Genomic DNA, 24709 nt, shown 5'->3' on the forward strand with positions numbered 1-24709 from the left:
TAACTTTGCGCTTGTTACTCGCCGCTGTCATCGTTCCTATATTAGGGGCTTTTCTATTGCCCTTGTTAGGCAAGCTTTCCCCCAAGCTGCGTAACTTTTCGGCGCTATTTCTAGCGCTGGTCCCTCTGGTCAGTGTGCTGCTGCTGATCTACCGCGGCCAAACGATCACGATCAACTTTCCACTTCCGCTGGGAGCGAACTTCGCCCTAACCGCCGATGGCCTGGCCCTCTTCATGGCGGCTGTCTCTTCCTTTATCAGCGCGATCATCGTCTTTTATTCTTTCGACTACATCAGCCATTACGACAACCAGAACGAATACTACCTGATGGTACTCCTCTTCCTCGGCTCAATGATGGGCCTGGTCTTCTCGGCCAACCTGATCCTCCTCTACATCTTTTGGGAGATGACCGCTCTTTCCAGCTGGCGGCTGATCGGGTTCTTCCGGGAGAAATATCAGATTTTGAAAGCGGACAAGTCGTTCCTGGTAACCGTGACCGGCGCCTTATTAATGTTAGCCGGTTTTATCATGGTCTATCAGCAGGCCGGGTCTTTTGACCTGGCGGTAGTCAGGGGGCAGGCGCTTCCGGGCCTAGCTATTCTCTTTATCCTGGCCGGGATCCTCTCTAAATCGGCCACTTTACCTTTCCAGACCTGGCTCCCGGATGCCGGCGTCGCCCCTTCACCGGTCACCGCTCTCCTCCATGCCGCCGTCCTGGTCAAGATCGGCGTCTACGTCTTTGCCCGCTTATTTGTCGTTACCTGGCCGTTGCCAATCGACTGGCAGGTGCTGGTAATGTGGATCGCCCTGGTCAGCGCGCTCGTCTCGGCCGGCGCCGCCCTGATCGATAAAGATCTGAAACGGATCATCGCTTACTCGACCGTCAGCCAGATCGGTTTCATCTTCCTCGGTTTAGCTTCCGGGACGGCGATCGGGGTGGCTGGGGCGCTCCTTTACATATTAATGCACGGCCTGGCCAAAGGCGGGCTTTTCCTTTGCGCCGGGATAGTGGAGCAGAATGCCAAAACGAAACGGATCGATGAGCTGGGGGGCCTGGCCAAGACGATGCCGTGGACCGCTTTTGCTTTCCTCTTCTGCTCTTTCTCGATCATGGGGATCCCGCCTTTCGGCGGTTTCTTCAGTAAATATATGGTGATCGCCGGGGCGCTCCAGGCCAAACAGCCGGTGGTCGCCCTGCTTTTTATAGTCGCGGCCTTCCTGACTGTCCTCTACCTTTTCCGTCTTTTCAACGCCGTCTTTATGGGCGAAGCGAAAAAAACGCCGGCGAAAGAAAGCTCGGTCATGATGATCGCCTCGGTCGTTATCCTGGCCATCTTGTCCCTGGCTGGCGGCGTGTTCATCAATTATCCGGCTGATCTGGTCCAATCAGTGGTGCGGGGGATGCTCCCATGATCTTACTCTGGCCGATCCTTGTCCCGGCGATCGCCGGGTTAGCCGTCCTGCTGATACCGGGACGGGCCAAGTATCTGCGCGAAGCAGTCACGCTGATCGCTTCGACCTGGGTCATGGGGTTGGCGTTCCGGCTTTTCCCCTTAAATGAAACCCTTAAATTACCGTGGGCCGGTTACGGGATAGAGTTCGCTCTCCGGCTCGACAGCTTTAGCGCGTTCATCCTCCTGGGCGCTGCTTTCTTTGGCCTGATGATCGCCCTCTATTCGACCGCTTTCATGCTCGGGAAGGAGCGGGGGAACCAGTTCTATTCATATTTATTGCTTTCGGTCGCCCTGGTCAACGGCGCCGTCCTGGCCAACAACCTGGTCGTGATGCTCTTCTTCTGGGAAGGTTTACTCCTGGCCATGTTCGGTCTGATCCGGTTGGGCAGCCCGGAGGCGATCAAGACGGCGACCAAGGCGTTCATTATCATCGGTATTTCCGACCTCTGCCTGATGCTCGGGATCGGTTTGACCGGCTATTTGGCGAAGACCTTGACCATGTCGGCCATCAGTATCCCGCTTTCGCCATTGGCGACGGTCGCTTTTGTCTGCCTGATGATCGGCGCGATCGCCAAGGCCGGTGCGATGCCGTTCCATAGCTGGATCCCCGACGCGGCCCTCGACGCGCCGCTCCCCTTTATGGCGATCTTGCCGGCTTCGCTGGAAAAGCTCCTCGGTATCTATTTCCTGGGCCGGATCTCCCTTCAGCTCTACCAGCTTGTCCCCCAGTCGTGGCTAAGTTATTTAATGATGATCGTCGGTGCTCTGACCATCCTTTTCGCGGTGATGATGGCGCTGGTCCAGAAAGATTACAAGCGGCTCCTGGCTTACCACGCCGTCAGCCAGGTCGGTTACATGATCCTCGGCATCGGCACCTGCGTTCCGGCCGGGATCGTCGGCGGCCTTTTCCACATGATCAACAACGCCCTCTACAAGTCGTGTCTCTTCCTGACCGGCGGCGCCGTCGAGAAACAGGCCGGGACGACCGACCTGGCCAAACTGGGCGGGCTCGGTTGGGCGATGCCATTGACGTTTGGCGCTTTCTGCGTCGCAGCCGCTTCGATCTGCGGCGTTCCGCCTTTCAACGGTTTCTTTTCCAAAGAATTGGTCTATGACGCGGCGCTCGAGCGGGGGTGGATCTTCTACCTGGCCGCGGTCGGCGGTTCGTTCTTTACCGCCGCCTCGTTCTTGAAACTGGGCCACGCCGCTTTCTGGGGAAAGAAAAGGGTGGGGGTGGCAGAAGCCCCCTGGCCAATGCTGGTGCCGATGCTCCTGATCGCCGCAGTCTGTATCGTTTTTGGCCTGATGAACCACTGGCCGCTCCATCGCCTGGTCCAGCCGGTCCTCGGTCACGCCCGGCTCGAAGGACAGGACTTTGCCGGCTTGCCGCGCAACCTCTTCCTGATCGTCATGACGGTGGTCGTCCTGGCGGGAGCATACCTTAACCATCTGTTCGGAGTGAAGAAATTCGGTTCAGGCTTAAAGGCGGTCGACCATATCCATTACGCGCCGGGGCTAAAACAAATTTATGACGGAGCGGAAAAACGCTGGTACGATCCCTACGATCTCGGCTTGAAACTGGCCGACCTGGTCGCCCGGACCGGTTATTTTATTGACCGAATGATCGATTGGTTCTACGAAACGCTCGCCCCCGGGCTGGCGCTCCTCTCTTCCCGGGTTATCCGTTGGGCGCACGGCGGCAATTATGCCGTCTATATCGTTTGGATCCTAGTCGGCGGCTCGTTCGTCCTGTTCCTGGCGTTCCGATAAGGAAAAGAAAATATGTCATTATTATTAATATTAGTGCCGTTAGCTTGTCTGGTGGTGCTCAACCTCCACTTCAAGCAAGGTTTTATCAAAGGGGCTTTCTGGCTCGGCTTGTTGGTCATCCTGGCCCAGCTGGCGGTCGTGGCTCTTCTGCCGACCGGCCTCTGGGATATGCGTTTCAACCCGCTCGAATGTTTCTTTCATTTTGACGCCTCGGTCGACGCGATCAGCCTGGTTGTCATCCTGGCGGTCGGTCTGGTGGCGCTGGCCACGCTCCTCTGCGCGGAACATCTCATCAAAGAGCCAAAGAAAAAATTCTATTTCGTCAACCTGTTAATGCTTGTCCTGATCGGTCTGAACGGGTTGGCCCTGGCTAAAGACCTCTTCACCATGTATCTCTTCATCGAGATCGCGGCGATCGCCTCTTTTATTCTGATCGCTTTCCGCAAAGATCCGCTCGGCCTGGAAGGAGCTTTCAAATATCTCCTTTTTTCGGCCCTTTCTTCGGTCCTGATGCTGACCGCGCTCTCTTTGGTCATCCTGTTCGCCGGCGGCACTTCGTTTGCCGCCGTCGGGCCGGCGGTCGCGGCTTCGGCCGGTACCTGGCCGGCCCGGCTGGCGCTAGCCCTCTTTGTCTGCGGCGCGCTGATCAAGTCAGGGGTAGTCCCCTTTCACGGCTGGCTGCCCGATGTTTACACGGCGGCGCCGACCTACGCTTCGGTCCTCCTGGCCGGGATCATTACCAAGGTTTCCGGCGTTTACGTCCTGATCCGGCTCTTCGTTTCGGTCTTTGGCTTTGATAGCCGGATCGACGCCGCGGTCATGTTCCTCGGTGCCGCTTCGATCCTGATCGGGGCGCTGGCCGCGCTGACCCAGCAAAACCTCAAACGGCTGCTTGCCTATTCGAGCATCAGCCAGGTCGGTTATATTATCCTGGCGCTCGGTTGCGGCACGCCGCTCGCTATCGCCGGGGCGGTTTTCCATTTCTTCAACCACGCGGTCTTCAAGTCGCTCCTCTTCGTCAACGCGGCGGCGATCGAGCAGCAAGTTGAAACCCAGGAGATCGACGCGCTGGGCGGTTTATCCGCCCGGATGCCGGTGACCGGCTTCACTTCGGTGATCGGTTTCCTCTCCGCGGCCGGGATCCCGCCGCTGGCCGGTTTCTGGAGCAAGCTGATGATCATTCTCGCTTTGTGGCAGGCAGGCCAGTCCGGTTACGCCCTTTTCGCTCTGCTGGCCAGCGTTCTGACCCTGGCTTATTTCCTCTCGCTGCAACGCCGGGTCTTCTTTGGTAAATTGGTCCCGGGGTTGGACGGGGTGCGCGAAGCGGGGTGGGGGATCACTACGACGGCGATCATTCTGGCGTTGATCACGGTGGGGGTTGGGGTCTGCTTTCCTTTTGTGATGCAAGGGTTGATCTTGCCAATTAAGGCTTTAGTGGTGTTGCCATGAATAATTTAGATATATTAATGCTGGTCTTGTTCCTCCTCTCCGCCCTCTGGACGGTGATGACGGTGCGGCTCCTCCGCTCGGTCATCGGGCTGGCCGTGACCAGTATTATCCTGACGATCATCATGTTCCGGCTCAATTCGCCGCTGGCCGCCGTTTTTGAGCTCTCGGTCTGCGCCGGGTTGATCTCCGTCATCTTTGTTACTACGATCAGCTTTACCGAGCGGGTCAGCGCGGCCCGTTTCCTCGTCCGGCAAAAAGAGCGCTGGAGTAAATTCTGGCCCCTCCCGATCCTCCTGGCCGTGGTCGCTGCCGCCCTTTTAATGTTCGTTAAGGCGCCGCTCATCCCGCAACTGGCGGCCGGGCAGGCGCTTGACGCGCGTAATGTCATTTGGAACCTGCGCCAGCTCGATCTGGCCGGCCAGATCGCTATTTTGCTGATCGGTATTTTTGGCACGGTGATCTTTTTCCGGGGAGGGGAGAAATGAACGAACTCGCCTCACAGCTTTTCTATTATTACAGCGTCGCCATTATCCTGGTGACGATCTGCGGACTCTATTGCCTCATTGCTTCATTTAATTTAATGCGGGCGATCATCGGTATTGAGATCTTAATGAAAGGGGCGACCCTCTCGCTGATCCTGGCCGGTTACCTGACCGGCAATCTCGGTACCGCCCAGGCCCTGGTCATTACCCTGATCGTGATCGAGGTCGTCCTGATGGTCGTCGCCGGGGGGATCATCCTCTGGCTCTTCCGCCATTACGGGACGATCGATTCGCAAGAATTGAGGAAATTAAAGGGATGAACAACTGGTTATTACTCCCGCCGGTCACTTTCCTGGTCGTCCTGGCCGGGGTCTGGCTCTTGTCGCGGCTGCTCAACATCTTCTCCGCCCGGCAAAGCGAGCGGCTGACCGACCCGTATTCCTGCGGCGAAGATTTTGAGGAGCATCTGATCCAGCCCGATTACAGCCAGTTCTTCCCTTACGCTTTTTTCTTCACCATCCTGCACGTCGTGGCGATGATCATCGCCACGGTGCCGGTGGAGACGCCGGAAGTTTTTGGTTTGGCCGTGGCCTACATGGCGACGGCGGCGATCGGCCTGCTTATCCTGTTGCGGAGGTAAATGATGGGTTTAGTCAAGAAAATAGTGACCTGGGCGCGGATCAAATCGCCCTGGATCATCCATTTCAATACCGGGGCGTGTAACGCCTGCGATATCGAGATCATCGCGGCGCTTACCCCGCGCTACGACATCGAGCGCTTCGGCATGATCTTGAAAGGATCACCGCGCCACGCCGACGTCCTGGTCTGCTCCGGACCGGTCACCCGGCAAACGGAATGCCGGTTGAAGAATATTTACGACCAGATGGCCGAGCCGAAGTTCGTCCTGGCGGTCGGGACCTGCGCCTGTTCCGGCGGGGTCTTCCACGATTGCTACAGCGTCAAGGGAGGGATCGACAAGGCGATCCCCGTTTCAGCTTACATCCCGGGGTGCCCGGCCAGCCCCAAAGCGATCATCGATGCCGTGGTTAAATTACTGGCCACGCTGGATAAAGGAGGCTGACATGACCGAACAAGAGATTATTAGTTCTTTAGAAAATAAGTTCAACTTCCTTAAAGAAAAAATAAAGTTACAGCGGGCGCGCCGCCTCTGGGTCGAGGTGGAGATGGCCAATTTCCCCGAGGTCCTGAAATATTTACGCCAGTCACAAAATTTCTACCAGCTTCTGACGATCACCGGCCTCGACGAGCGTGAGGCTTTTGCGGTTATTTATCACTTAAGCGACGGGACCGGGCTGGTCTTGAACCTCAAGACCAAAATCTCCCGCGAAACGCCAGTCCTCAAGAGCGTCATGGATATTTATCCTCCGGCCGAGATATACGAGCGGGAATTGGTCGACTTGCTGGGGATCAAAGTTGAAGGGTTGCCTCCCGGCAACAGCTATCCGCTCCCCGACGGTTGGCCGGCCGGGCAATATCCGCTGCGGAAAGACTGGGTAGGGGTCTCCTGCCTGGACGAGGAGAAGAAGAATGTTTGAACCTGATGACGTAAAAATACCGATCGGCCCCCAGCACCCGGCGCTGAAAGAGCCGGAGAGTTTCCTGCTGACCCTGCGCGGAGAAAAGATCACCTCGGCCAGCGTCAAGCTCGGCTACAACCATCGCGGTATCGAGAAAGCGTGTGAAGGGCGCAATTATACCCAAGCTCTCTACCTCATTGAGCGGGTCTGCGGGATCTGCTCGCATTCCCATTCCAGCGCCTTCATCCAGGCGGTCGAGGAGCTTGCCGGGCTGGAAGTTCCCAAGCGGGCCCGCTACCTCCGGACTATCGTCGGGGAACTCGAGCGGGTCCACAGCCATCTCCTCTGGCTCGGCGTCGCCGGGCACGAGGTTGGCTTCGATACTTTGTTAATGTATACCTGGCGCGACCGGGAGATCGTCATGGACCTGCTGGCGCGGATCTCCGGCAACCGGGTCAATTACGCCATGAACACGCTCGGCGGCGTCCGCCGCGATATCGGAAAGGAGTTGGCCGGCGATATCCTCAAGGCGCTCGACACGCTCGAAGAGCGGACCAAATATTACGCCGGGATCGCGACGAGCGAGCCGACGCTGATCGACCGGTTGTCCAAGGTCGGCTACCTCTCGCCGGAAGACGCCGTGACCCTTGGCGCGGTCGGCCCGACCAGCCGCGCTTCGGGTGTCGACCAAGATGTCCGCCGCGACGACCCGTACGCCGCGTACGGCGAGCTAGATTTCAAGGTAGTGACCGATAACCATTGTGACGTTTACGGCCGGACCCTGGTCCGCGTCGGCGAATTGATGGAAGCGTACAAGATCGTCCGCCAGGCGCTCCGAGAGCTGCCGGATGGACCGCTGACCGTTAAAGCCCCGCGCCGCATCCCGGCCGGGGAGGTGCTTAGCCGCTATGAAGCGCCGCGCGGCGAGGATGTCCATTACGTCCGCGCCAACGGGACGGAGAATCCGGAACGGGTCAAGCTCCGTGCCCCGACCCTGGCCAACCTGCAGGCGGTTTCTAAAATGCTGGAAGATCGCTATCTGGCCGACCTGCCGATCGTCGTCGCGGCGATCGATCCCTGTTTCTCCTGCACCGACCGGCTGATCACAGTGACCGGTGACCAGGAGGGGACGATGAACTGGGAGGACCTCCGCCGCTACAGCATCGATTGGTATAAAAATAAGGGCGTCGATTTCTCAAGGATGAAAATTAAACTATGATCATGTCGTTGTTCCAGATATTTATCTTCCCGGGGATGCTCTTCCTCCTGGTCGCCGGCCTGGCGGCGGAGTATATCGACCGGAACCTGGTCGCCCGCTTCCAGAACCGGGTGGGCCCCCCCTGGTTCCAGCCGCTGGCCGACATTATCAAGCTGGCCGGGAAAGAAAATGTTACGGTCGTCGGCTCCGATCTGCAGATCTTCCGCCTGATGCCGGCGATCGCCCTGGCCGCGACGATCACCGCCTTCTTCTATATCCCGCTCTGGGGGGCCAACGCTCTCTTCTCTTTCAACGGCGACCTGATCGTCGTCCTTTATCTCCTGATCATCCCGTCGCTCACTTTTTTCCTCGGCGGCTGGTACTCCCGTTCGGTCTATTCGATGATTGGCGCGGTCCGCGCCCTCATCCAACTGTTCGCTTATGAGGTGCCGCTCTTCCTGGCGATCCTGGCGCCGGCCCTGCTGGCCAATACCTGGTCGCTGAGCGGCCTGACCGCTTTTTACGCGGCGCATCCCGGCCTCTGGCTCGTTAACCTGCTCGGTTTTGGGGTCGCCCTGGTCACCCTCCTCGGTAAATTGGAGAAGGTCCCTTTTGATATCGCGGAAGCGGAGACCGAAGTGGTCGCCGGGCCGTTCACCGAATACAGCGGCCAGCGGCTCGCCTTTCTCCGCCTGACGATGAACGTCGAAACGATCGTTGCTTCGGCCCTGCTGGCGGCGGTTTTCCTGCCGTTCGGCCTGAATGTCTATCCGGCCCTTGGCCTGGTCATCTTCTTAATTAAAATATTCTTCATCGTTTTCCTGGTCGCCCTGGCCCGGTCGCTCTTGGCCCGGCTCCGGCTCGACCAGATGATCGAATTCTGCTGGAAATATCTCGCGCCGCTCGCTTTTCTCCAGCTGCTGCTAAATCTGATAGTGAAAGGAGCGCTTTACCGATGAGATGGCCGGGACAGATGCTCCGCGAATTACTCGAAGCTCTCTTGAAAAAGCCGGCCACCTTAATGTATCCTTATGATAAGTCGGGCGCGATCGAAGGGTTCCGCGGCAAACTGAAGTTTTACCCCGAACGCTGCATCGGCTGCCAGCTCTGCGTCCGCGATTGCCCGGCCCGAGCGATCGTCATCAAGAAACTGGGCGACAAGCGCTTTGAGATGGACCTTGACCTGGGTCGCTGCATCTATTGCGGCCAGTGCGTCGATTCCTGCCTGAAGGGGGCGCTGGAGGTGACCGGTGAGTTTGAATTGGCCGAGCTCGACCGTGAGAAGTTGAAGATAGTGGTCAAAAACGAAGAGGAGGAAAAGAAAAATGTCTGAAGGAAGTATTGTCCTGCCCGCGCTCCGTGCCGTCGAGATGAATATGCTTTGGTTCGTGCTGGGGTCTGCCGTGATCGCTCTATTATACGGGGCTTTTCTGACCTGGAAGGTCCTCAAGGAGCCGCAAGGTTCGCCCGAGATGGTCAATGTGGCCAAGGCGATCCAGGAAGGGGCGGCCGCTTATTTATCCCGCCAATTCAAGGTCATGGCGATCTTTATCGCTCTGATCACGGTCGGCCTTTATTTTCTTTACCGGCCGGTCTATCCGCATAATGGAATGATCCCGATCGGCATTGCTCTGGCTTTTCTCTGCGGCGCCTGTGCGTCAGCCGGGGCCGGTTTTGTCGGAATGAGCTTGGCTGTTCGGGCCAATGTCCGCGTGGCCAACGCCGCGCTGACCAGTTTCAAGAAAGCGCTAGAAACCGCTTTCCAGGCCGGTTCCGTTTCCGGCATGTTCACCGTCGGGCTCGGCCTGCTCGGCGCCACGACCATCTTCCTGATCTTCCGCCAGGACGCGATGAAGGTCCTGGTCGGCTTTGGTTTCGGCGGCTGTCTGGTGGCGCTCTTTATGCGGATCGGCGGCGGCATCTATACCAAGGCGGCTGACGTCGGGGCCGACCTGGTCGGCAAAGTGGAGCAGGGGATCCCGGAAGACGATCCGCGCAACGCGGCGGTCATCGCCGATAACGTCGGCGATAACGTCGGCGACTGCGCCGGCATGGCGGCCGACGTGTTCGAAAGCTACGAAGTGACCCTGGTCGCGGCGATCATCCTGGGTGCGGCGACGCTGGCCGACAAGAGCTTTGTCGCTTTGTATGGGGCGGGGGCTTCGCTCATGGCGCTGAAGTTAGTGATGTATCCTTTGCTCGTCCGCGCCATTGGCGTATTTGCCTCAATGCTCGGCACCTGGTCGGTCCGGGCCAAGGAGACCGAAAAGATCGGCGACCCGATGAAGCCGATCAACTTCGGCTTCTGGGTGGCGGCGCTCTCGTCCATCGTTGGTTTTGTCACGATCAACTACTTTTACCTGAAAGATCCGCGGACCGGGCTCCCCGACTGGCGTTTCTCGCTGGCGACCCTGACCGGGATCGTCTTGGCGGTGGTGATCGAAGAGATGACCAACTACTTCGCTCATACCAAGCATAAGCCGGTGAAACAGACTGCTCGCGCCTCCAAGACTGGTCCGGCGACGCTGATCCTGACCGGCTTCGGCCTAGGTCTCGAATCTTCTTTTTGGGCGGTCCTGGCGATCGCCGCCACTATTTTCTGTTCGATGGCGATCTTCGGCGGCAATGTCGCTCTTTCCGCTTACGGGGTCGCTCTGGCCGGCCTCGGCTTGCTGACGACCACCGGTTTCATCCTGGCCATGGACACTTTTGGCCCGATCTCGGACAATGCCAACGGCATCTTCGAGATGTCGGGCGTTAATAAGACCCGCGGCTCGCGCGCCGAAATGATCGTCGCCGAGCTCGACGCGGTCGGCAACACCACCAAGGCCCTGACCAAGGGTTTTGCCATTGCCACCGCGGTCATCGCGGCGATCGCCCTCTTTAAATCGTTCATTGAAGAGGGTGGCCTGGCCAAGGTCGGCATCCAGCTCAACCAGGGCGACGTCTTTATCGGCCTGCTGATCGGCGGCGGGGTCGCGTTCCTCTTCTCCTCGTTCCTGATCAACGCGGTCAGCAAGGCGGCCTTTTTGGTCGTGGAAGAAGTGCGGCGCCAATTCCGGGAGATCCCCGGGATCATGACCGGCCAGAACAAGCCGCAATATGACCGCTGTGTCGATATTGTTACCACCGCGGCTCAGCGCGAACTGGTCGGCCCGGCTCTGCTCGCGGTCTTTGCCCCGGTTGCGGTTGTCTTTTCCTTTGGTATTGCGGCGCTCGGCGGATTTCTCGCCGGCGTCATCCTGGTCGGCCAATTGCTGGCGGTCCTTCTCTCCAACGCCGGCGCCATCTGGGACAATGCCAAGAAGGCGATCGAAATGGGCCATATGGGGGAAGAGCACTGCAAAGGGAGCGATTCCCATAAGGCCTCGGTCATCGGCGATACCGTCGGCGATCCATTCAAAGACACCGCCGGGCCGGCGCTCAACCCGATGATCAAAGTAATGAACCTGGTCGCCCTGTTGCTCGTGCCGATCGTGTTGGCCCAGCCGGCGCCGGCGATCAGATTTACGGTCATCGCGGTCAGTGTGAGCATGATCGGCTTAGCCATCTGGCTGAACAAGAAAGAATCAGCGGCTCCCGTTAAGTAAATGGCGGCGCAGCCTCCTGTCCTGCGGCCGGCTGATTGGCTCAAAGCGGCTTCGCTCGGGGTCGAGATGGCGGCGGCGGTTTTTGCCGGCGCCTGGCTCGGCTACGTGGTTGACGGCTGGTGGCACAGTTCTCCGTGGGGCTTGGCGGCCGGGGTCGTCCTGGGAGCGGTGGCCGGTTTCTGGAGCGCGTATAAACTGGCAATAAAATGAACGTAATTGAGCACTTGAGCCAGAAAATTGTTTGCCCGCTGCAGTTCGGGGGGATCGACCTCTCGATCACCAACGGGGTCATCGCGATGTGGCTGGCTGTCCTGCTCGTCACTGTTTTTTTCTGGCTAGTCTCACGCCAACTTAGGCCGGTCCCCGGCAAAATGCAGAACCTGGCCGAGGTCCTCGTCCTGTTTATCCGCGATGAGATCGGCGGCCAGTTAGGCGATACTCGGGACCGTTGGCTCCCTTTCCTGGCAGCCATTTTCACTTTTATCCTGGCCTGTAACCTGCTCGGCCTAGTCCCCGGAGTTGCCAGCGCCACCGCCAATATCAATACGACCGCGGCCCTCGCCCTGATCGTCTTTTTTGTTGTTCAGGTGGTTGGGGTCAGGGAGCACGGTTTCTTCCCGTATCTCAAGAGCTTTATCCCGGAGGGGGTGCCGCTCCCGATCGCCGTCTTCATGGTACCGATCGAACTGATCAGCACGCTGGCCAAACCTTTTTCTCTGGCGATGCGGTTGTTCGCCAACATGTTCGCCGGCCACGCGGTCATGTTTCTCATCCTCTCGATGATCGTCCTCTTTCACAGCTGGCTGGTCGTCCCCCTGCCGGTCGTCGGCGACACGGTTTTTCTCGCTTTTGAACTCTTCATCGCCTTTATTCAGGCCTTTGTCTTCACGTATCTCTCGGCTTTGTATATTGCTACGGCCCAAGAAGGACATTAGAAGGAGGTAAAATGATGAATGCTACGTTTGGGGCTTTTTTAGCCGCGGGTCTGGGGATGGGACTCGCGGCGGCGGGGACGGGGATAGGGGTCAGTATCTTGGCGGCCAAGGCGCTGGAAGGGATGGCGCGCCAGCCGGAAGCGTCGAATACTATCCGGACCAGCATGATCCTCGCGATCGCCTTCGTGGAAGCGATTGCACTTTACGCTCTGGTCGTCTGTCTCATCCTGGCGACAAAGGTCTAAATGCTCGAGTTCGAACCAGGTTTAATGATCTGGACGACGCTGGCCTTTGGCCTGCTGGTCGTCCTGTTATACAAGGTCGCCTTGCCGCCGATTCTAATATTTCTGGCGGAGCGGGAGAAGCTGATCGCCTCCTCTTTGGCCGAAGCGGAGCGGGGAAGAGTTGAGCGCGCCTCTTTGCTTGAAAAACAGAAGGCCGAGCTTCGTGAGGTGCGCGGTCAGGCGAACCAGATCCTGGCGCAGGCGCGTGACGCCGGTGACCGGCTGAAGAAGGAGTTGGTCGAACGGGTCGGCGAGCAGTCGGCCCTCCTGGCGAAAGAGGCGAAGCTCGAAATCGCCCGGGAGAAAGATAAGGCGCTGGATGCGGTTAGGAGCGAAGCGGCCAGCCTGGTCGCCCTGGCGGCCAGCAAAGTGCTGGGCCGCACCGTCGATCTCAACGACCATAAACAATTGATCGAGGAGAGCTTGCGAAGGTGAGATCGGTCGATCTGGAACAACTTTTAACGATCGCCGGCGATGAGGCGATCGAACTGGGCGAGACGCTCCATAACCTGTCGCGGCTGATCTCGGGCCACCACGAACTGCGGATGTTCCTGGACAATCCGCTGGTCTCCCCCGACAGCCAGAAAGGGGCGATCGCCGCTCTTTTTCCGGGAGCGTTGCCGCTTTTTTACCGGGTGGTCGGTTTGCTGGTCGACCACCAGTTGGGCAACCAGCTCTCCTCGATCGCGGCAGAGTTCTCGCAACTGGCGGCCAGGCGTTTCGGCCTGGTCTATGCCCAGGTCGAGTCGGCCTTTGAGCTGACCGACGGTGAGCAGGCGAAAATAAAAGAGTTTCTCGGCGGCCAGGTCCGCTTGCGGCTTAGCTTGCGGCCAGACCTGCTGGGCGGGGTCCGCGTCAAGACGAGCGACGGCCGTTTCTTTGAAGATAGTTTCCGGGGACGGCTGGAACAATTAAAAGAGGTAATGGCTGGTGGATGAAAAAGATATTTCCGGCATAATCAGGCAGAACCTGGAGGCCTTCCGGCCGAAGGCTGACATCGAACAGGTCGGCATGGTGGTCGAGTCGGGCGACGGTATTGTCCATATCGCCGGGCTCCCCAACGCCATGGCCGGGGAGTTGCTCCAGTTCCCGAACGGCTACTCCGGGATGGTCTTTGATCTCGAGCGCGACGTCGTCCAGGCGGTCCTCTTCGGGCCGCACACCGCGGTTCGGGAAGGTGATTTTGCCCGGCTGACCGGCAAGGTCGTCGAAGTGCCGGCTGGTGACGCGCTGATCGGCCGGGTGGTCAACGCCCTGGGCGAACCGCTCGACGGTCTCGGCCCGATCAACTGTGATAAATTCCGCCCGGTGGAACGGTTGGCGACCGGCGTCATCGATCGGACCCCCGTCAACCAGCCGCTTCAGACCGGCTACAAGCTGATCGACGCTCTCATTCCGATCGGGCGGGGCCAGCGTGAGCTGATCATCGGCGACCGCGCCACCGGCAAAAGCACTATCGTCATCGACACGATCCTCAACCAGAAAGACCAGAACGTCCTCTGTTTCTATGTGGCGATCGGCCAGAAGGCGGCCAACGTTGCGGCCACGGTCGAAACTTTGCGCGAACATGGCGCGCTTGCTTACACCTGTGTGGTTGCCGCTTCCGCTTCCGACTCGGTCGCCTTCCAATATCTGGCCCCGTACTCCGGCTGCGCCATGGCCGAAGAGATCATGTTCTCCGGACGCGACGCGCTCGTCATCTACGACGACCTGACCAAACATGCCCAGGCTTACCGGATGATCTCGCTCCTGCTGCGCCGGCCCCCGGGACGCGAAGCCTATCCGGGCGACGTCTTCTATCTTCACTCGCGGCTCCTCGAGCGGGCGGCCAAGCTCCGGCCCGAACTGGGGGGTGGTTCGTTGACCGCCTTACCGTTGATCGAGACGCAACTCGGCGACATCACTTCCTACATTCCGACCAATGTCATTTCGATCACTGACGGGCAGATCTTTCTCGAGGCCGATCTGTTCAATTCCGGCATCCGGCCGGCGGTCAACGCCGGCATCTCGGTCTCCCGTGTCGGCGGCAAGGCGCAAGTTCCCGCGATCAGGAAGATCGCCGGGCGGCTCCGCCTTGACCTTGCCCAGTTCCGCGAGAAGCAAGCTTTCTCCCTCTTTGCTTCGGAGATCGATGAGGAGACGCGCCGCCAGCTGAAAAGGGGCGCGCTGATGACCGAAGTTTTAAAGCAGGGGAAGAACCGTCCCCTGCCGATCGAGTCCCAGATCATTATCATCTACGCGGCGGTCAACGGCTATCTTGACCATCTCCCGGCCGAGGAATTTACCCGCTGGGAAGGGCGGCTGATCGATTTTGTCCGCCAGAGCGATCCCGGGGTGATCCCCGAATTGAAGGCCCTCTCGAAAGAGACGGAAGAGCGGCTGAAAAAACTATTAGCCGCGGCCAAGGAGCAGCTCTAATGTCGGTCTTGAAACTGCGCGGCCGCTTCCGGGCGGTCAAGAGCTTGAACTCGATCCTCTCGGCGATGGAGGTGGTGACGACCGTCCAGCTCCAGCGCCTGAAAGAGCGCTACGCCCAGGCCGAGGTCTATCTCCGGCCGATGAAACACGTTCTCTACGGCCGGCTCGAGCCGGTCAAGACGGTGGGCCGGAAGGTGATCGTTCTCCAGTCGGCGCGGGGACTCTGCGGAGGTTTTAACGAAAAAGCTTTGCAGATAGCAGAAGGCTTTCAGAAAGAACATCCGAGGGCCGAGTTGGTCAAGCTGGCCGATGAAGGAAAATTAACCTACGCCCGGGGGGCCGAGCTCTGGCGGGGACTTTTCTCTCCCGATAAAGAGATCTACGTCGCCTACAACAACTATCGCGGCAGTATCAATACGACCCCGACCATTTACCGGCTCTATCCTTTGCCGCAAGATTTCACGCCGGACAAAAAACTGGCCGAGATGACCCTCGAGCCGACGCCGGAAGGTTTGGTCGAGCGCCTGTTTGCCCATTTCCTGGAGGCCCGTTTCTACCAGCTCCTGGTCAACTCTAAATTGAGCGAGCTGACCGCCCGGCTGATGGTCCTCCACGGTTCGGTCGACAACTCGAGCGACTTGATCGACGAGTTACGGGTCAGGATAAATAAAATGCGCCAGGCGAGTATCACCGGCGACCTGGCCGAAGTGATCTCTTCCGCCGAAGCGATGAGGAGAAACGAAGATGACTAACCACAAAGGCCGGGTTATCGCGGTCAGTTCGGCGGTGATCGAGGTCCTTTTTCCGCCCGACGCGATCCCGAAGATCCGGAACACCCTGGTCATCAAGGAGCCGGCGATCGTGGCCGAGGTTGCCATGCTGCTCGAAGGTGGGGTGGTCAAGGCGGTCGCCCTCCATCCGACCGAGGGATTGAAACGCGGTACCGAGGTCGAGGATCTGGGCCGGCCGATCTCCGTCCCGGTCGGCCCCAAAACTCTCGGCCGGGTCTTTAACGTTCTTGGTTCACCGATCGACGGGTTGGGTGAAGTTAAAGATGTCCAACTCGCCCCGATCCGCCGCGATCCGCCCCCCTTTGATGAAATTGTCCCGCGCGCCGCGGTCTTTGAGACCGGCATTAAAGTGGTCGATCTCCTCATCCCGTTCGCCAAGGGTGGTAAGATCGGCCTCTTCGGCGGCGCCGGGGTCGGCAAGACGGTCCTGATCATGGAGTTCATCCACAACATCGCCACCGAGCACGGCGGCATCTCCGTCTTTGCCGGGGTCGGTGAGCGGACCCGCGAGGGGAACGACCTCTGGCTGGAGATGAAGGAATCCGGTGTCCTTGCCAAGACAGTGATGGTCTTTGGCCAGATGAACGAGTTGCCCGGTTCGCGGATGATCGCCGGCATTTCCGGCCTGACCATGGCCGAGTATTTCCGCGATAGCGAAGGGAAAGATGTTCTCTTCTTTGTCGATAATATCTTCCGCTTTGTCCAGGCCGGCTCCGAGGTCTCGACCTTGCTCGGCCGTGTCCCGTCAGCCGTCGGTTACCAGCCGACCCTGGCGGCGGAGGTCGGCCGTTTCGAGGAACGGATCGTCTCGACCAAGCGGGGCTCGATCACCTCGGTCCAGGCGGTCTATGTCCCGGCCGATGATATTACCGACCCGGCCGCGGCGGCGACCTTTGCCCATCTTGATTCGACCGTCGTCCTCTCCCGCGAACTGGTGGAGATGGGGATCTACCCGGCGGTTGACCCGCTGGCTTCCACTTCGCGCATCCTCGATCCCTCGGTGGTCGGCGAGGCGCATTACGCCGTCGCCCGCAAAGTCCAGAAGATTCTCCAGCGCTATAAAGAGTTGCAGGATATTATCGCCATCCTCGGCGTCTCCGAACTGCCGGCCGATGACCAGATCCTGGTCGGCCGGGCGCGCAAGCTGCAGCGTTTCCTCTCCCAGCCTTTCTTTGTCGGTGAGAACTTCACCCAAATCCCGGGGAAATACGTCAAGACCGAAGATACCATCAAGGGGTTTGACGAGATCGTCTCCGGCCGCTGTGACGACCTGCCGGAACAGGCCTTTTACATGGTAGGGACGATCGAAGAGGCGAAAGCAAAGGCGGAAACAAAGTGATGAAGACCGGATTCCAACTGGAGATCAGGACGCCGGAAAAGAAAGTCTACTCCGGGGCGATCACCGCCTTGACCGCCCGCGCCATTGATGGCGAACTGGGCATTTTGGCTGGCCACATCCCGCTGGCGACCGCTTTAGCGGCTGGCCGGGTCAGTTATCTGGCGGAGAACGGGGAGCAGGGTGGGGTGGACTGTCAGGGCGGTTTCCTCTTTATCGACAACGGCGCGGCGACGGTCCTCTTATAACGAAAATCGCTTTAAAACCCCAATTCGCTAAGGACGGTCGAGATCGGTTCCGCCTGGTTCATGACAAAAAAGTGGAGCCCCTTGACGCCCGACTTCAGCAACCCGCGCGCCTGGGCGATCGTAAATTCCGTGCCAATCTGCTTAATTGCCTGCGGGTCAGCTTGATGTTTTTCCAGTTTGGCCATCAGCTCGGGGGGGATAGTGGCGCCGCAAATCCCGGTAAAGCGCTTGATCTGGTGGAGGCTGGTTATCGGCATAAGGCCAGGTAAAATAGGGGTAGTTATCCCGGCCCTAAGACAGCTCTGGACGAAGCTGGAAAAGAGGCGGTTATCGAAAAAGAGCTGGGTGATGATGAACTCGGCCCCCGCCTCAACCTTCATTTTCAGGTAATCGAGGTCCTTGGCGAAAGAGGGGGACTCGGGATGTTTCTCCGGGTAACCGGCCGCCCCCAGGCAAAAGTTCGGCTGGCGCTGTTTGATAAAAGCGATCAGTTCGCTGGCGTGTTTAAAGCCGTCAGCCGTCAGCCGCAAGCCGTCGGTTCCTGCTGGAGGATCGCCCCGGAGCGGGAGGATATTCTCGACCCCGATCTTCTCCAGCTCGTCCAGCCGGGCGGCGATGTCGTCTTTTGAGGCGTTGACGCAGGTCAGGTGGGCGACCGGCTCGAGACCGTATTTGCTCTTGATCTCGTTCGCCCAGAAAAAGGCTTTTTCCCGGTTTGCCCCCATCGCTCCGTAAGTGACGGAGACAAAGTCGGGCTTAAAAGTCTTCAGCTGGCCGATAACGGCCAGGAGCTCCTCTTCCTGCTCCGGTGTTTTGGGGGGGAAGAATTCGAAAGAGAGAGTGGGTTTGGCCTTATTTAGTACTTCGGTTATTTTCATCCAAGATCGCCATTTCTTCCGCTTTGGGTTGCGCGGCGGCCAGCGGTTTCATGTGGGGGAAGAGGAGGACGTCGCGGATCGACGACTGGTTGGTCAAGATCATAACCAGGCGGTCGATGCCGATCCCGAGCCCGCCGGCCGGCGGCATTCCGTACTCCAGGGCGCGGAGGAAATCCTCGTCCATTGATTCGGCCTCCTGGTCGCCGGCCGCCTTCAGCGCGGCTTGTTTGGTCAGCCGCTCCCGCTGGTCGACGGGATCGTTCAGCTCGGAGAAGGCGTTGGCCAGCTCCATCCCGGCGATGATCAACTCGAAACGCTCGACTTGGCCGGGGTGGCTCCGGTGCTTCTTGGCCAGCGGCGAGGTTTCGAGCGGGTGGTCGATGATGAAGGTTGGCTGGCGGAGGGTCCCCTCGACGAACTTGTCGTATAACACGTTGATGATCTTGCCGATCCCGATCTCGTCGGCCCCCTCGATCCCTTTCTTTTTGGCGATCGACCTGATCTCGCTCTCGTTCTTCCCCTTCAGGTCGATACCGGCTTCGTTCAAGGCGTCGAGCAGAGAGACCCGCTTCCAGGGCGGGGTGAGGTCGATCTTATCTCCCCGGAACTCGATCTGCAGGGTCCCCAGCACCTCTTTGGCGCAGGCGACGACGATCTCTTCGGTCAGTTTCATGATGTCGTTATAGTCGGCATAAGCCTGGTAGATCTCGATCATGGTGTACTCGGGATTGTGCTTGTAGGACATCCCTTCGTTGCGGAAGACGCGCCCCAGTTCAAAAACTTTGTCGAAACCGCCGACCAGGAGCCGTTTCAGGTAGAGCTCCGGCGCTATCCGCATGAAGAGCGGCATATCGAGGGTGTCGTGGAAGGTCTCAAACGGCCTGGCGGCTGCTCCCCCCTGCAGGACTTGCAGGACGGGGGTCTCGACTTCCAGGAACCCGCGCTCTTCCAGGAGGCGGCGGATAAAAGAGACGATCCGGCTCCGCTTGACGAAGACATCTTTCACGTCGGGATTGACGATCAAATCGAGATAGCGCTCCCGGTAGCGGATCTCCTTGTCCTGGAGTCCGTGCCACTTTTCGGGGAGGGGGTGGAGCGATTTGCAGAGGAGGGTGAAGGACGATAAGCGGACGGTTATTTCGCCGGTCTTGGTCCGGAAAACGTGTCCTCGGACCCCGATGATATCGCCGATATCTAGTTTCTGATAGAAGGAGTAGGGCTCTGCCCCCAGGAGATCCATTTTGCCGTAGACCTGGATCCGTCCGGCCCCATCCTGGATCGTGGCGAAAGCGGCCTTGCCATGGCCCCGCCGGGTCATGATCCGCCCGGCCAGGGAGACTTCCTCTCCGCTCTCTTCGTGCTCTTTCAGCTCGGCGTATTTGGCCAGGACCTCGGCCGAGGTGTGGGTCCGGTCATAGCGGTAGGGGAACGGTTCCCGCCCGCTGGCGCGGAACTCGTCCATCTTTTCCCGTCGTATTTTAAGCAGGTCGCTTAGTTCTTCTGACATAGCATTAATCCCTTCAGTGTCAGGTTCTCGTCTATTATATCAACAATCCCCGTCTGTTTACAAATCAACGGCGCGAGGCCGCCAGTTGCGATGACTTTATAACTCACCCCCCGACCCCCTCTCTTAGGAAGAGAGGGGGGGATGAGTTCTTTTTTTATTCTTTTTATCATCCCTTCAACCAGGGAAACATATCCCAGGACCAGGCCGCTCCGGATCGCTTCCACCGTGTTATTACCGATGACCGAGCGGGGGGCTTTTAGCTCGATCCGCGGGAGCTTGGCTGTTTGGGCGTGGAGGGCGTCGCGGGCGAGAAGAATGCCGGGGGCAATTGCTCCGCCGAGATATTCGCCTTTGGCGTTTATGACGTCAAACGTGGTGGCGGTGCCGAAATCTACCACAATGACCGGTCCCCCGTAGAGCTTGTAAGCGGCCAGCGCGTCGACCACCCGGTCGGCGCCCACCTCATTCTTATTCCTCATTCTTATCCTTACCCCCGGGATGTTGCTCGCGGTGACGAAGTGGGGTTTAACCCCGTATTTTTTGACCAGCAGCTTGGCTAACGACTTATCGAGCGAGGGGACGACGCTGGCGACCAGGATTTGGTCAATTCCTTTAATGGCCGGTAGGCTTTGGAGGGTTGTCTTTGGGGTAGAGACTCGCCATTGTTTGACGATCTTTTTGCCCGCAAAAACGCCAAATACTATATTAGTGTTTCCTATGTCTATAGCCAGTAACATACAGCTATTATACTATAACCTTGCTTCTAGGGGGAATAAATAGTTCAGGATATTGTTGGCAGGGGGAGGGGGATGCTTTTCCCTTGCCCCGAAACGCTTTCGGCCCGAAACGCCTTGTTTAATTACCTTGTCAATGCGCCCAATATGTTGCATAATTTATTGGGAGTTGCCGCAAATATTGAGGGAGAACTTCCGGGGCAAAAATGCGGCAAAGAAATCCGGTTAAATAATGATCAATGAGATAGTTTTACTAAGCAAATTTTCCCCACTTATTGCTTCAATTGTTTGTATTATTTTAGGCCTGGGTATATACCTATCTCGATTGATTCCGTCTTGGTTTTATGCGATAATTTTCATCAAGATATGAAAAAGTTTGCTTTTTTGGTCCATCCTCGCGATATTTCCGACATGGCTCGCCCTTTGCCTTGGATAAGATTTGTTCCTAATCGAATCCAGGATGTAATTATTCGGAATCTTAGAGGCCGTTCAGGCTTTATTGTTTGGTCAAAGTTTAATGTTTATGATAAAGCGGAAGGTTGGATCATTTTTGTTTCGCTTACTGGAGAGCAAATTATGAGTCTTCCAAGGAATTATGTGCAAAGAAGGATATTAGATGCCATTTTATATGCGCAAAATAACTTAGGAGTTCAATTGGTTGGATTAGGCGCGTACACGGCGCCAATTACCGATGCGGGCAAATGGGTAATCAGGCAAAATCAAATTAAATTAAATGTTACTCATGGGGATTCTTTTAGTGTCGCCATAGCAATGGAAGGGATTGAGAAAGTTGCAAAAAAAATTAATCGGCCGCTTTCGGAAAGCAAAATTGCAGTCGTAGGAGCTTACGGCTTAATTGGAAAAGCATTGAGCCGTTTGTTGGCTAATAAATGTAAATCTTTGTATCTAATTGGACGGAATGAATTTAAGTTGAGCGCTTTATGTAATATTTTGGAATCGGCATCCGCAAAAATAATCCCCTCGTTAATAATCGAAGATATTTCGGATTGCGATTATATAATAACTGCCACTAGTTATTCGAAATCTTTAATCCAGAGTTCGCATTTGAAACAAGGAGCAGTAGTTTATGATTTAGCTCAGCCAATTAATTTGCACCCTCATGTTATTAAGGACCGGCCCGATGTGGCAAGGATCGATGGATGTTACACAAATATCCCGGGAATAAATCTTGGAGTTGAAATGGGCCCTCCTGCCGGAACAACATTTTCTTGTTTAGCCGAAACAATAATGCAAGCCTTAGAAGGCGAAGAGGAAAATCATGTAGGAGAGATCGAACTTGACCATGTACAAAAGACCAGGCTATGGGCACAAAAGTATGGGTTTACTCATGCTGATTTCACAAACTATGGTAATAAATTAGTTATATGAGCTTAAATTCAATCCCTGCTTTTCTTGGGGCATTGCTTGCTATTCTAATCGGCCTTTTTGTTTTATTTAAAAACCCAAAATCATTTGTAAATTTTGCGTTTAGCCTGTTCTGCTTATCATTATTTGGCTGGCTTTTTGGTTATGCTATCGTTTATTCTGCTAAAGACACAACAATTGCCATGTTTGGCACTCGGATTGCTTGTGCATTCGCGGCATTTACTGCGCCGGCTTTTTATCATTTAACAGTAAGTTTTCTCAATAAGAGAAATGAATATAAATATGTATATTTTTCATATTTAATAATTTTTATTATTTTTCTCATGTTTATTTTTTCTAATTATTTGCTTGAGGAACCATATAAATATTCCTGGGGTTATTATTCTCACGCTAATAGGATGTTTCACCCATTTTATCTTGTTATATTTTTCGGCATTTTCCTTCGAGGGTTTTATTTATTATTCCGAAAATATTTGAATAGAAAGAGCTTTTCTCCAATTGAGGCCACGCGAATAGTTTATATTTTTGTTGCCTATTTAGTAGCACTTCTTGGATCGGTTGATTATATTCAAAAATATGGTATAGATTTATATCCATTTGGATGGTTATTTGAAATGTGCTTTGCAATAATAATTGCCTATGCCATCACCAAGGCCGAGCTTATGGACATCCGGGTTGTTATTACTCGTGCCGCCGCATATTTATTTGTGGGCGTCCTGCTGGCCGCTTCTTTTGTTGGCTTAAACTCGTTCGCTCTGCCGCAAGCGGCGGTGATGGTTGCCAATACTTTGCTGGCCCTCTTCTGGGCCTTAGCCGCCCACCGCCTGCGCGCTCTTATCCAGACCCCGCTGGAGGAGAAATGGATCACCGACTGGTTCGATTCAGATAAATTGATCAACCATATCGCTACTAAACTTATCCCGGTCATGGACAGGGCAGGGGTGTTCAATATCATCGCCGGTGAATTAAAGGCCGCCGTAAAGATCAAAGATATTAAGATCGCTATCGGGCCGCAAGGGACGAATTATCAGGACCTGACGCGGGCCAAAGAAGGGCTGGTCATGCCGCTCTCTTCGTCGGAAGGGCTGGAGGGGATACTGACCCTGGGGCCGAAAATATCGGAAGATCCCTATAATGACAAAGAGCTGACAGTTTTTCGGACCATTATGGTCCAGGTGAGGGCGATCTTTGACCGCGTCCGGCCCTATGAGCGGATCAAGCGTGATTATGACGCCAACCAGAAGAAACTCTACGACACCGAACGACTGCTCGCCCGCTCCGAAAAGATCGCTTCCATGGCCAACCTTGTCCAGGAATACAACCACCAGGTCAAAACGCCGCTAGCGATCATCCGCGGCCGGATCGAAACATTGTTCGATAAAACCAGGGATGAGGAATATTTAAAAAAGATGCAGGCCCTGCTCCTGGAGCAGGTCGATCGGGCCAATTACATAGTGGAAAGCACGTTGCGTCTTAGCCGGCCCCACGAACGCCAGGAGACCTTGCTTGACCTGGGTCAGGAAATTGAAGAAGCTCTCCGCTTGTTCCCCCCGAGCGGGGTCAGCGTTGTCAAAGATCTAGCGCCGGGCCTGGTCATCCGGGGGGACAGGGAGGACCTGGAAACGGTGTTCATCAACCTGTTCAAGAACGCGGTTGAGGCGATGAGCAAAGGCGGAGAATTGAGGATCACGACCTGCGCCGGGGAAGAAAATGGCGCTCCCATTGTCCGCGCAGAAGTGGCTGATACCGGGGTCGGGATACCCCCCGAGAACATGGAAAAGATCTTTGAGCCGTTCTTTAGTACCAGTGTCACCAAGGGGAGGGGATTGGGATTATCGATCGTTTTCCGGATCATGAGAGAACACCTGGGCAGTGTCGAGGTTAAAAGCCAGCCGGGCCAAGGGACGAAGTTTATTTTAAAGTTCCCGGCAAAAAACTGATCATTCTTTTTGGCCTTTTTTAAGCTCTGCCATTTTATCAATGTGTTTTTCGAAGGTGTCCAGCGTCATGTCATAGCGGGCGTCGGGCTTGGAGAAAAATCGGTCAAGCTTGGCGAGCAGATCGGCTTTGCCGATCGGTTTTTTGATATAGCCGCTGATGAACCCGGAGGTGGCGCGGTCCCATTTCTCTTCGTCTTCATACGCGGTCACCATCAGCACGCCCAATTTCTCCTGGTCATGGTCTTTCCTTAATTTTTCCAGGAATTGCAGTCCGTCCATCTCCGGCATCTTGATGTCGAGCAGGATCAATTTTACCCTGTTCCCGCCGAGGCCGAGCAACTGGCGATGTGTTTTCAGCAGGTCAAACGCTTCCTTGCCGCTGTAAGCCGGGATAGCTTCATATTTCCCGCCTTCGTTGATCATATCAACAATTAAATTGGCTATTTCCCGCTCATCGTCGACCACTAGGATCAATTGTTTGTCCATACAGAATATTTTCGCATGACACTAGCGGGAAGTCAAACGGAGATCGCCCGATCACGGGATTTTTTCCTTGCCTATAGTCATGTGCATATGATATAATATACATATCCTCAAAAGGAGCCCCCTCTTTTCAAAATCAACTTTCCTGTATATGGAAAAGTGTGGGATATATAGGTAGATCGTGTGCAGGACCGGAGCGCTGATTAAACCCTGCAGCTACTCTTCCGACAAAGTGTTGTAAAATTTCATCCGGATGGAAATCATCACAGGGTAATTCCTCTGGCGTCAG

At 56.3% G+C, this 24709-nt stretch carries 27 protein-coding genes; 23 read left to right on the plus strand and 4 right to left on the minus strand.

Annotation, left to right across the window (positions count from 1 at the left end; genetic code table 11):
- Positions 1 to 11 precede the first annotated feature (11 nt).
- From WC903_07600 to WC903_07700, 21 genes are read left to right on the plus strand one after another with little or no spacing between them, the layout of a single operon-like run.
- Positions 12 to 1412 carry an NADH-quinone oxidoreductase subunit L gene (locus WC903_07600; protein ID MFA5893804.1) on the plus strand — a complete coding sequence of 467 codons (1401 nt, stop codon included), beginning with the start codon at positions 12 to 14 and terminating at the stop codon, positions 1410 to 1412.
- Positions 1409 to 3223 carry a proton-conducting transporter membrane subunit gene (locus WC903_07605; GenBank protein MFA5893805.1) on the plus strand — a complete coding sequence of 605 codons (1815 nt, stop codon included), beginning with the start codon at positions 1409 to 1411 and terminating at the stop codon, positions 3221 to 3223. The genes WC903_07600 and WC903_07605 overlap by 4 nt, the downstream gene beginning before the upstream one ends.
- 12 nt (positions 3224 to 3235) lie before the next feature.
- Entirely contained in the window at positions 3236 to 4672 is a 1437-nt protein-coding gene (locus WC903_07610) for a proton-conducting transporter membrane subunit (protein MFA5893806.1), read from the plus strand.
- Positions 4669 to 5157, plus strand: coding sequence for a hypothetical protein (locus WC903_07615; protein ID MFA5893807.1), 489 nt, complete (start codon positions 4669 to 4671; stop codon positions 5155 to 5157). Before WC903_07610 ends, WC903_07615 begins: the two co-directional genes overlap by 4 nt.
- Positions 5154 to 5474, plus strand: a complete 321-nt coding sequence (locus WC903_07620) for an NADH-quinone oxidoreductase subunit K (protein MFA5893808.1) — start codon at positions 5154 to 5156, stop codon at positions 5472 to 5474. The genes WC903_07615 and WC903_07620 overlap by 4 nt, the downstream gene beginning before the upstream one ends.
- Positions 5471 to 5794 (plus strand): hypothetical protein, encoded by a 324-nt coding sequence (locus WC903_07625; protein MFA5893809.1) that lies wholly within the window; start codon positions 5471 to 5473, stop codon positions 5792 to 5794. Before WC903_07620 ends, WC903_07625 begins: the two co-directional genes overlap by 4 nt.
- Entirely contained in the window at positions 5795 to 6235 is a 441-nt protein-coding gene (locus tag WC903_07630) for an NADH-quinone oxidoreductase subunit B family protein (protein MFA5893810.1), read from the plus strand.
- A gap of 1 nt (position 6236) precedes the next feature.
- The gene (locus WC903_07635) at positions 6237 to 6710 is read left to right on the plus strand and encodes an NADH-quinone oxidoreductase subunit C (protein MFA5893811.1); all 474 of its coding nucleotides are present in this window, start codon (positions 6237 to 6239) and stop codon (positions 6708 to 6710) included.
- Positions 6703 to 7911: a nickel-dependent hydrogenase large subunit gene (locus tag WC903_07640; GenBank protein MFA5893812.1), complete on the plus strand. Its 1209-nt coding sequence runs from the start codon at positions 6703 to 6705 to the stop codon at positions 7909 to 7911. Before WC903_07635 ends, WC903_07640 begins: the two co-directional genes overlap by 8 nt.
- Positions 7908 to 8849, plus strand: coding sequence for a complex I subunit 1 family protein (locus WC903_07645; protein MFA5893813.1), 942 nt, complete (start codon positions 7908 to 7910; stop codon positions 8847 to 8849). Before WC903_07640 ends, WC903_07645 begins: the two co-directional genes overlap by 4 nt.
- Positions 8846 to 9223 carry a 4Fe-4S dicluster domain-containing protein gene (locus WC903_07650; GenBank protein ID MFA5893814.1) on the plus strand — a complete coding sequence of 126 codons (378 nt, stop codon included), beginning with the start codon at positions 8846 to 8848 and terminating at the stop codon, positions 9221 to 9223. The genes WC903_07645 and WC903_07650 overlap by 4 nt, the downstream gene beginning before the upstream one ends.
- A complete protein-coding gene (locus tag WC903_07655) occupies positions 9216 to 11480 on the plus strand; it encodes a sodium-translocating pyrophosphatase (GenBank protein ID MFA5893815.1) in 2265 nt (754 codons plus the stop codon). The genes WC903_07650 and WC903_07655 overlap by 8 nt, the downstream gene beginning before the upstream one ends.
- Positions 11481 to 11690, plus strand: coding sequence for an AtpZ/AtpI family protein (locus tag WC903_07660; GenBank protein MFA5893816.1), 210 nt, complete (start codon positions 11481 to 11483; stop codon positions 11688 to 11690).
- The gene (gene atpB, locus WC903_07665) at positions 11687 to 12415 is read left to right on the plus strand and encodes a F0F1 ATP synthase subunit A (GenBank protein MFA5893817.1); all 729 of its coding nucleotides are present in this window, start codon (positions 11687 to 11689) and stop codon (positions 12413 to 12415) included. The genes WC903_07660 and atpB overlap by 4 nt, the downstream gene beginning before the upstream one ends.
- 11 nt (positions 12416 to 12426) lie before the next feature.
- Positions 12427 to 12660 carry an ATP synthase F0 subunit C gene (gene atpE / locus WC903_07670; protein ID MFA5893818.1) on the plus strand — a complete coding sequence of 78 codons (234 nt, stop codon included), beginning with the start codon at positions 12427 to 12429 and terminating at the stop codon, positions 12658 to 12660.
- On the plus strand, positions 12661 to 13134 hold the full coding sequence (gene atpF, locus WC903_07675) for a F0F1 ATP synthase subunit B (GenBank protein MFA5893819.1): 474 nt from the start codon (positions 12661 to 12663) through the stop codon (positions 13132 to 13134).
- Positions 13131 to 13637: an ATP synthase F1 subunit delta gene (atpH, locus tag WC903_07680; protein ID MFA5893820.1), complete on the plus strand. Its 507-nt coding sequence runs from the start codon at positions 13131 to 13133 to the stop codon at positions 13635 to 13637. Before atpF ends, atpH begins: the two co-directional genes overlap by 4 nt.
- Positions 13630 to 15117 (plus strand): F0F1 ATP synthase subunit alpha, encoded by a 1488-nt coding sequence (atpA, locus tag WC903_07685; protein ID MFA5893821.1) that lies wholly within the window; start codon positions 13630 to 13632, stop codon positions 15115 to 15117. Before atpH ends, atpA begins: the two co-directional genes overlap by 8 nt.
- The gene (locus WC903_07690) at positions 15117 to 15869 is read left to right on the plus strand and encodes a FoF1 ATP synthase subunit gamma (GenBank protein MFA5893822.1); all 753 of its coding nucleotides are present in this window, start codon (positions 15117 to 15119) and stop codon (positions 15867 to 15869) included. The genes atpA and WC903_07690 overlap by 1 nt, the downstream gene beginning before the upstream one ends.
- Positions 15862 to 17247 carry a F0F1 ATP synthase subunit beta gene (gene atpD / locus WC903_07695; GenBank protein MFA5893823.1) on the plus strand — a complete coding sequence of 462 codons (1386 nt, stop codon included), beginning with the start codon at positions 15862 to 15864 and terminating at the stop codon, positions 17245 to 17247. Before WC903_07690 ends, atpD begins: the two co-directional genes overlap by 8 nt.
- A complete protein-coding gene (locus WC903_07700) occupies positions 17247 to 17492 on the plus strand; it encodes a F0F1 ATP synthase subunit epsilon (GenBank protein ID MFA5893824.1) in 246 nt (81 codons plus the stop codon). The genes atpD and WC903_07700 overlap by 1 nt, the downstream gene beginning before the upstream one ends.
- 11 nt (positions 17493 to 17503) lie before the next feature.
- On the opposite strand, the gene metF is transcribed toward WC903_07700, so the two are convergent.
- Genes metF through WC903_07715 form a run of 3 tightly spaced genes read right to left on the minus strand, consistent with a single transcriptional unit; the run spans position 17504 to position 20614 of the window.
- Positions 17504 to 18370 (minus strand): methylenetetrahydrofolate reductase [NAD(P)H], encoded by an 867-nt coding sequence (gene metF / locus WC903_07705; GenBank protein ID MFA5893825.1) that lies wholly within the window; start codon positions 18368 to 18370, stop codon positions 17504 to 17506.
- Complete coding sequence (gene lysS, locus WC903_07710; protein MFA5893826.1) at positions 18345 to 19877, minus strand: lysine--tRNA ligase; 1533 nt, start codon at positions 19875 to 19877, stop codon at positions 18345 to 18347. The genes metF and lysS overlap by 26 nt, the downstream gene beginning before the upstream one ends.
- Entirely contained in the window at positions 19862 to 20614 is a 753-nt protein-coding gene (locus tag WC903_07715; GenBank protein MFA5893827.1) for a type III pantothenate kinase, read from the minus strand. The genes lysS and WC903_07715 overlap by 16 nt, the downstream gene beginning before the upstream one ends.
- Before the next feature lie 363 nt (positions 20615 to 20977).
- Here WC903_07715 and WC903_07720 point away from each other — a divergent pair, with 363 nt between their 5' ends.
- Positions 20978 to 22000, plus strand: a complete 1023-nt coding sequence (locus WC903_07720; GenBank protein MFA5893828.1) for a hypothetical protein — start codon at positions 20978 to 20980, stop codon at positions 21998 to 22000.
- Positions 21997 to 23937, plus strand: coding sequence for an ATP-binding protein (locus WC903_07725; protein MFA5893829.1), 1941 nt, complete (start codon positions 21997 to 21999; stop codon positions 23935 to 23937). The genes WC903_07720 and WC903_07725 overlap by 4 nt, the downstream gene beginning before the upstream one ends.
- Here WC903_07725 and WC903_07730 read toward each other — a convergent pair whose 3' ends face one another.
- Complete coding sequence (locus WC903_07730; protein MFA5893830.1) at positions 23938 to 24423, minus strand: response regulator; 486 nt, start codon at positions 24421 to 24423, stop codon at positions 23938 to 23940.
- Between the last annotated feature and the right edge of the window lie 286 nt (positions 24424 to 24709).

It is taken from the genome of Candidatus Margulisiibacteriota bacterium (assembly GCA_041658645.1).
In the GTDB taxonomy this organism is placed as follows: Bacteria; Margulisbacteria; WOR-1; order O2-12-FULL-45-9; family XYB2-FULL-48-7; genus JBAZZV01.

Excerpts from the sequence above, each read along its gene's own strand:
- WC903_07605 (MFA5893805.1), top strand. The coding sequence starts at position 1,409 with ATGATCTTACTCTGGCCGATCCTTGTCCCGGCGATCGCCGGGTTAGCC.
- WC903_07610 (MFA5893806.1), top strand. The coding sequence starts at position 3,236 with ATGTCATTATTATTAATATTAGTGCCGTTAGCTTGTCTGGTGGTGCTC.
- WC903_07615 (MFA5893807.1), top strand. The coding sequence starts at position 4,669 with ATGAATAATTTAGATATATTAATGCTGGTCTTGTTCCTCCTCTCCGCC.
- WC903_07620 (MFA5893808.1), top strand. The coding sequence starts at position 5,154 with ATGAACGAACTCGCCTCACAGCTTTTCTATTATTACAGCGTCGCCATT.
- WC903_07625 (MFA5893809.1), top strand. The coding sequence starts at position 5,471 with ATGAACAACTGGTTATTACTCCCGCCGGTCACTTTCCTGGTCGTCCTG.
- WC903_07630 (MFA5893810.1), top strand. The coding sequence starts at position 5,795 with ATGATGGGTTTAGTCAAGAAAATAGTGACCTGGGCGCGGATCAAATCG.
- WC903_07635 (MFA5893811.1), top strand. The coding sequence starts at position 6,237 with ATGACCGAACAAGAGATTATTAGTTCTTTAGAAAATAAGTTCAACTTC.
- WC903_07640 (MFA5893812.1), top strand. The coding sequence starts at position 6,703 with ATGTTTGAACCTGATGACGTAAAAATACCGATCGGCCCCCAGCACCCG.
- WC903_07645 (MFA5893813.1), top strand. The coding sequence starts at position 7,908 with ATGATCATGTCGTTGTTCCAGATATTTATCTTCCCGGGGATGCTCTTC.
- WC903_07650 (MFA5893814.1), top strand. The coding sequence starts at position 8,846 with ATGAGATGGCCGGGACAGATGCTCCGCGAATTACTCGAAGCTCTCTTG.
- WC903_07655 (MFA5893815.1), top strand. The coding sequence starts at position 9,216 with ATGTCTGAAGGAAGTATTGTCCTGCCCGCGCTCCGTGCCGTCGAGATG.
- WC903_07660 (MFA5893816.1), top strand. The coding sequence starts at position 11,481 with ATGGCGGCGCAGCCTCCTGTCCTGCGGCCGGCTGATTGGCTCAAAGCG.
- atpB (MFA5893817.1), top strand. The coding sequence starts at position 11,687 with ATGAACGTAATTGAGCACTTGAGCCAGAAAATTGTTTGCCCGCTGCAG.
- atpE (MFA5893818.1), top strand. The coding sequence starts at position 12,427 with ATGATGAATGCTACGTTTGGGGCTTTTTTAGCCGCGGGTCTGGGGATG.
- atpF (MFA5893819.1), top strand. The coding sequence starts at position 12,661 with ATGCTCGAGTTCGAACCAGGTTTAATGATCTGGACGACGCTGGCCTTT.
- WC903_07690 (MFA5893822.1), top strand. The coding sequence starts at position 15,117 with ATGTCGGTCTTGAAACTGCGCGGCCGCTTCCGGGCGGTCAAGAGCTTG.
- atpD (MFA5893823.1), top strand. The coding sequence starts at position 15,862 with ATGACTAACCACAAAGGCCGGGTTATCGCGGTCAGTTCGGCGGTGATC.
- WC903_07700 (MFA5893824.1), top strand. The coding sequence starts at position 17,247 with ATGAAGACCGGATTCCAACTGGAGATCAGGACGCCGGAAAAGAAAGTC.
- metF (MFA5893825.1), bottom strand. The coding sequence starts at position 18,370 with ATGAAAATAACCGAAGTACTAAATAAGGCCAAACCCACTCTCTCTTTC.
- lysS (MFA5893826.1), bottom strand. The coding sequence starts at position 19,877 with ATGTCAGAAGAACTAAGCGACCTGCTTAAAATACGACGGGAAAAGATG.
- WC903_07715 (MFA5893827.1), bottom strand. The coding sequence starts at position 20,614 with ATGTTACTGGCTATAGACATAGGAAACACTAATATAGTATTTGGCGTT.
- WC903_07720 (MFA5893828.1), top strand. The coding sequence starts at position 20,978 with ATGAAAAAGTTTGCTTTTTTGGTCCATCCTCGCGATATTTCCGACATG.
- WC903_07725 (MFA5893829.1), top strand. The coding sequence starts at position 21,997 with ATGAGCTTAAATTCAATCCCTGCTTTTCTTGGGGCATTGCTTGCTATT.
- WC903_07730 (MFA5893830.1), bottom strand. The coding sequence starts at position 24,423 with ATGGACAAACAATTGATCCTAGTGGTCGACGATGAGCGGGAAATAGCC.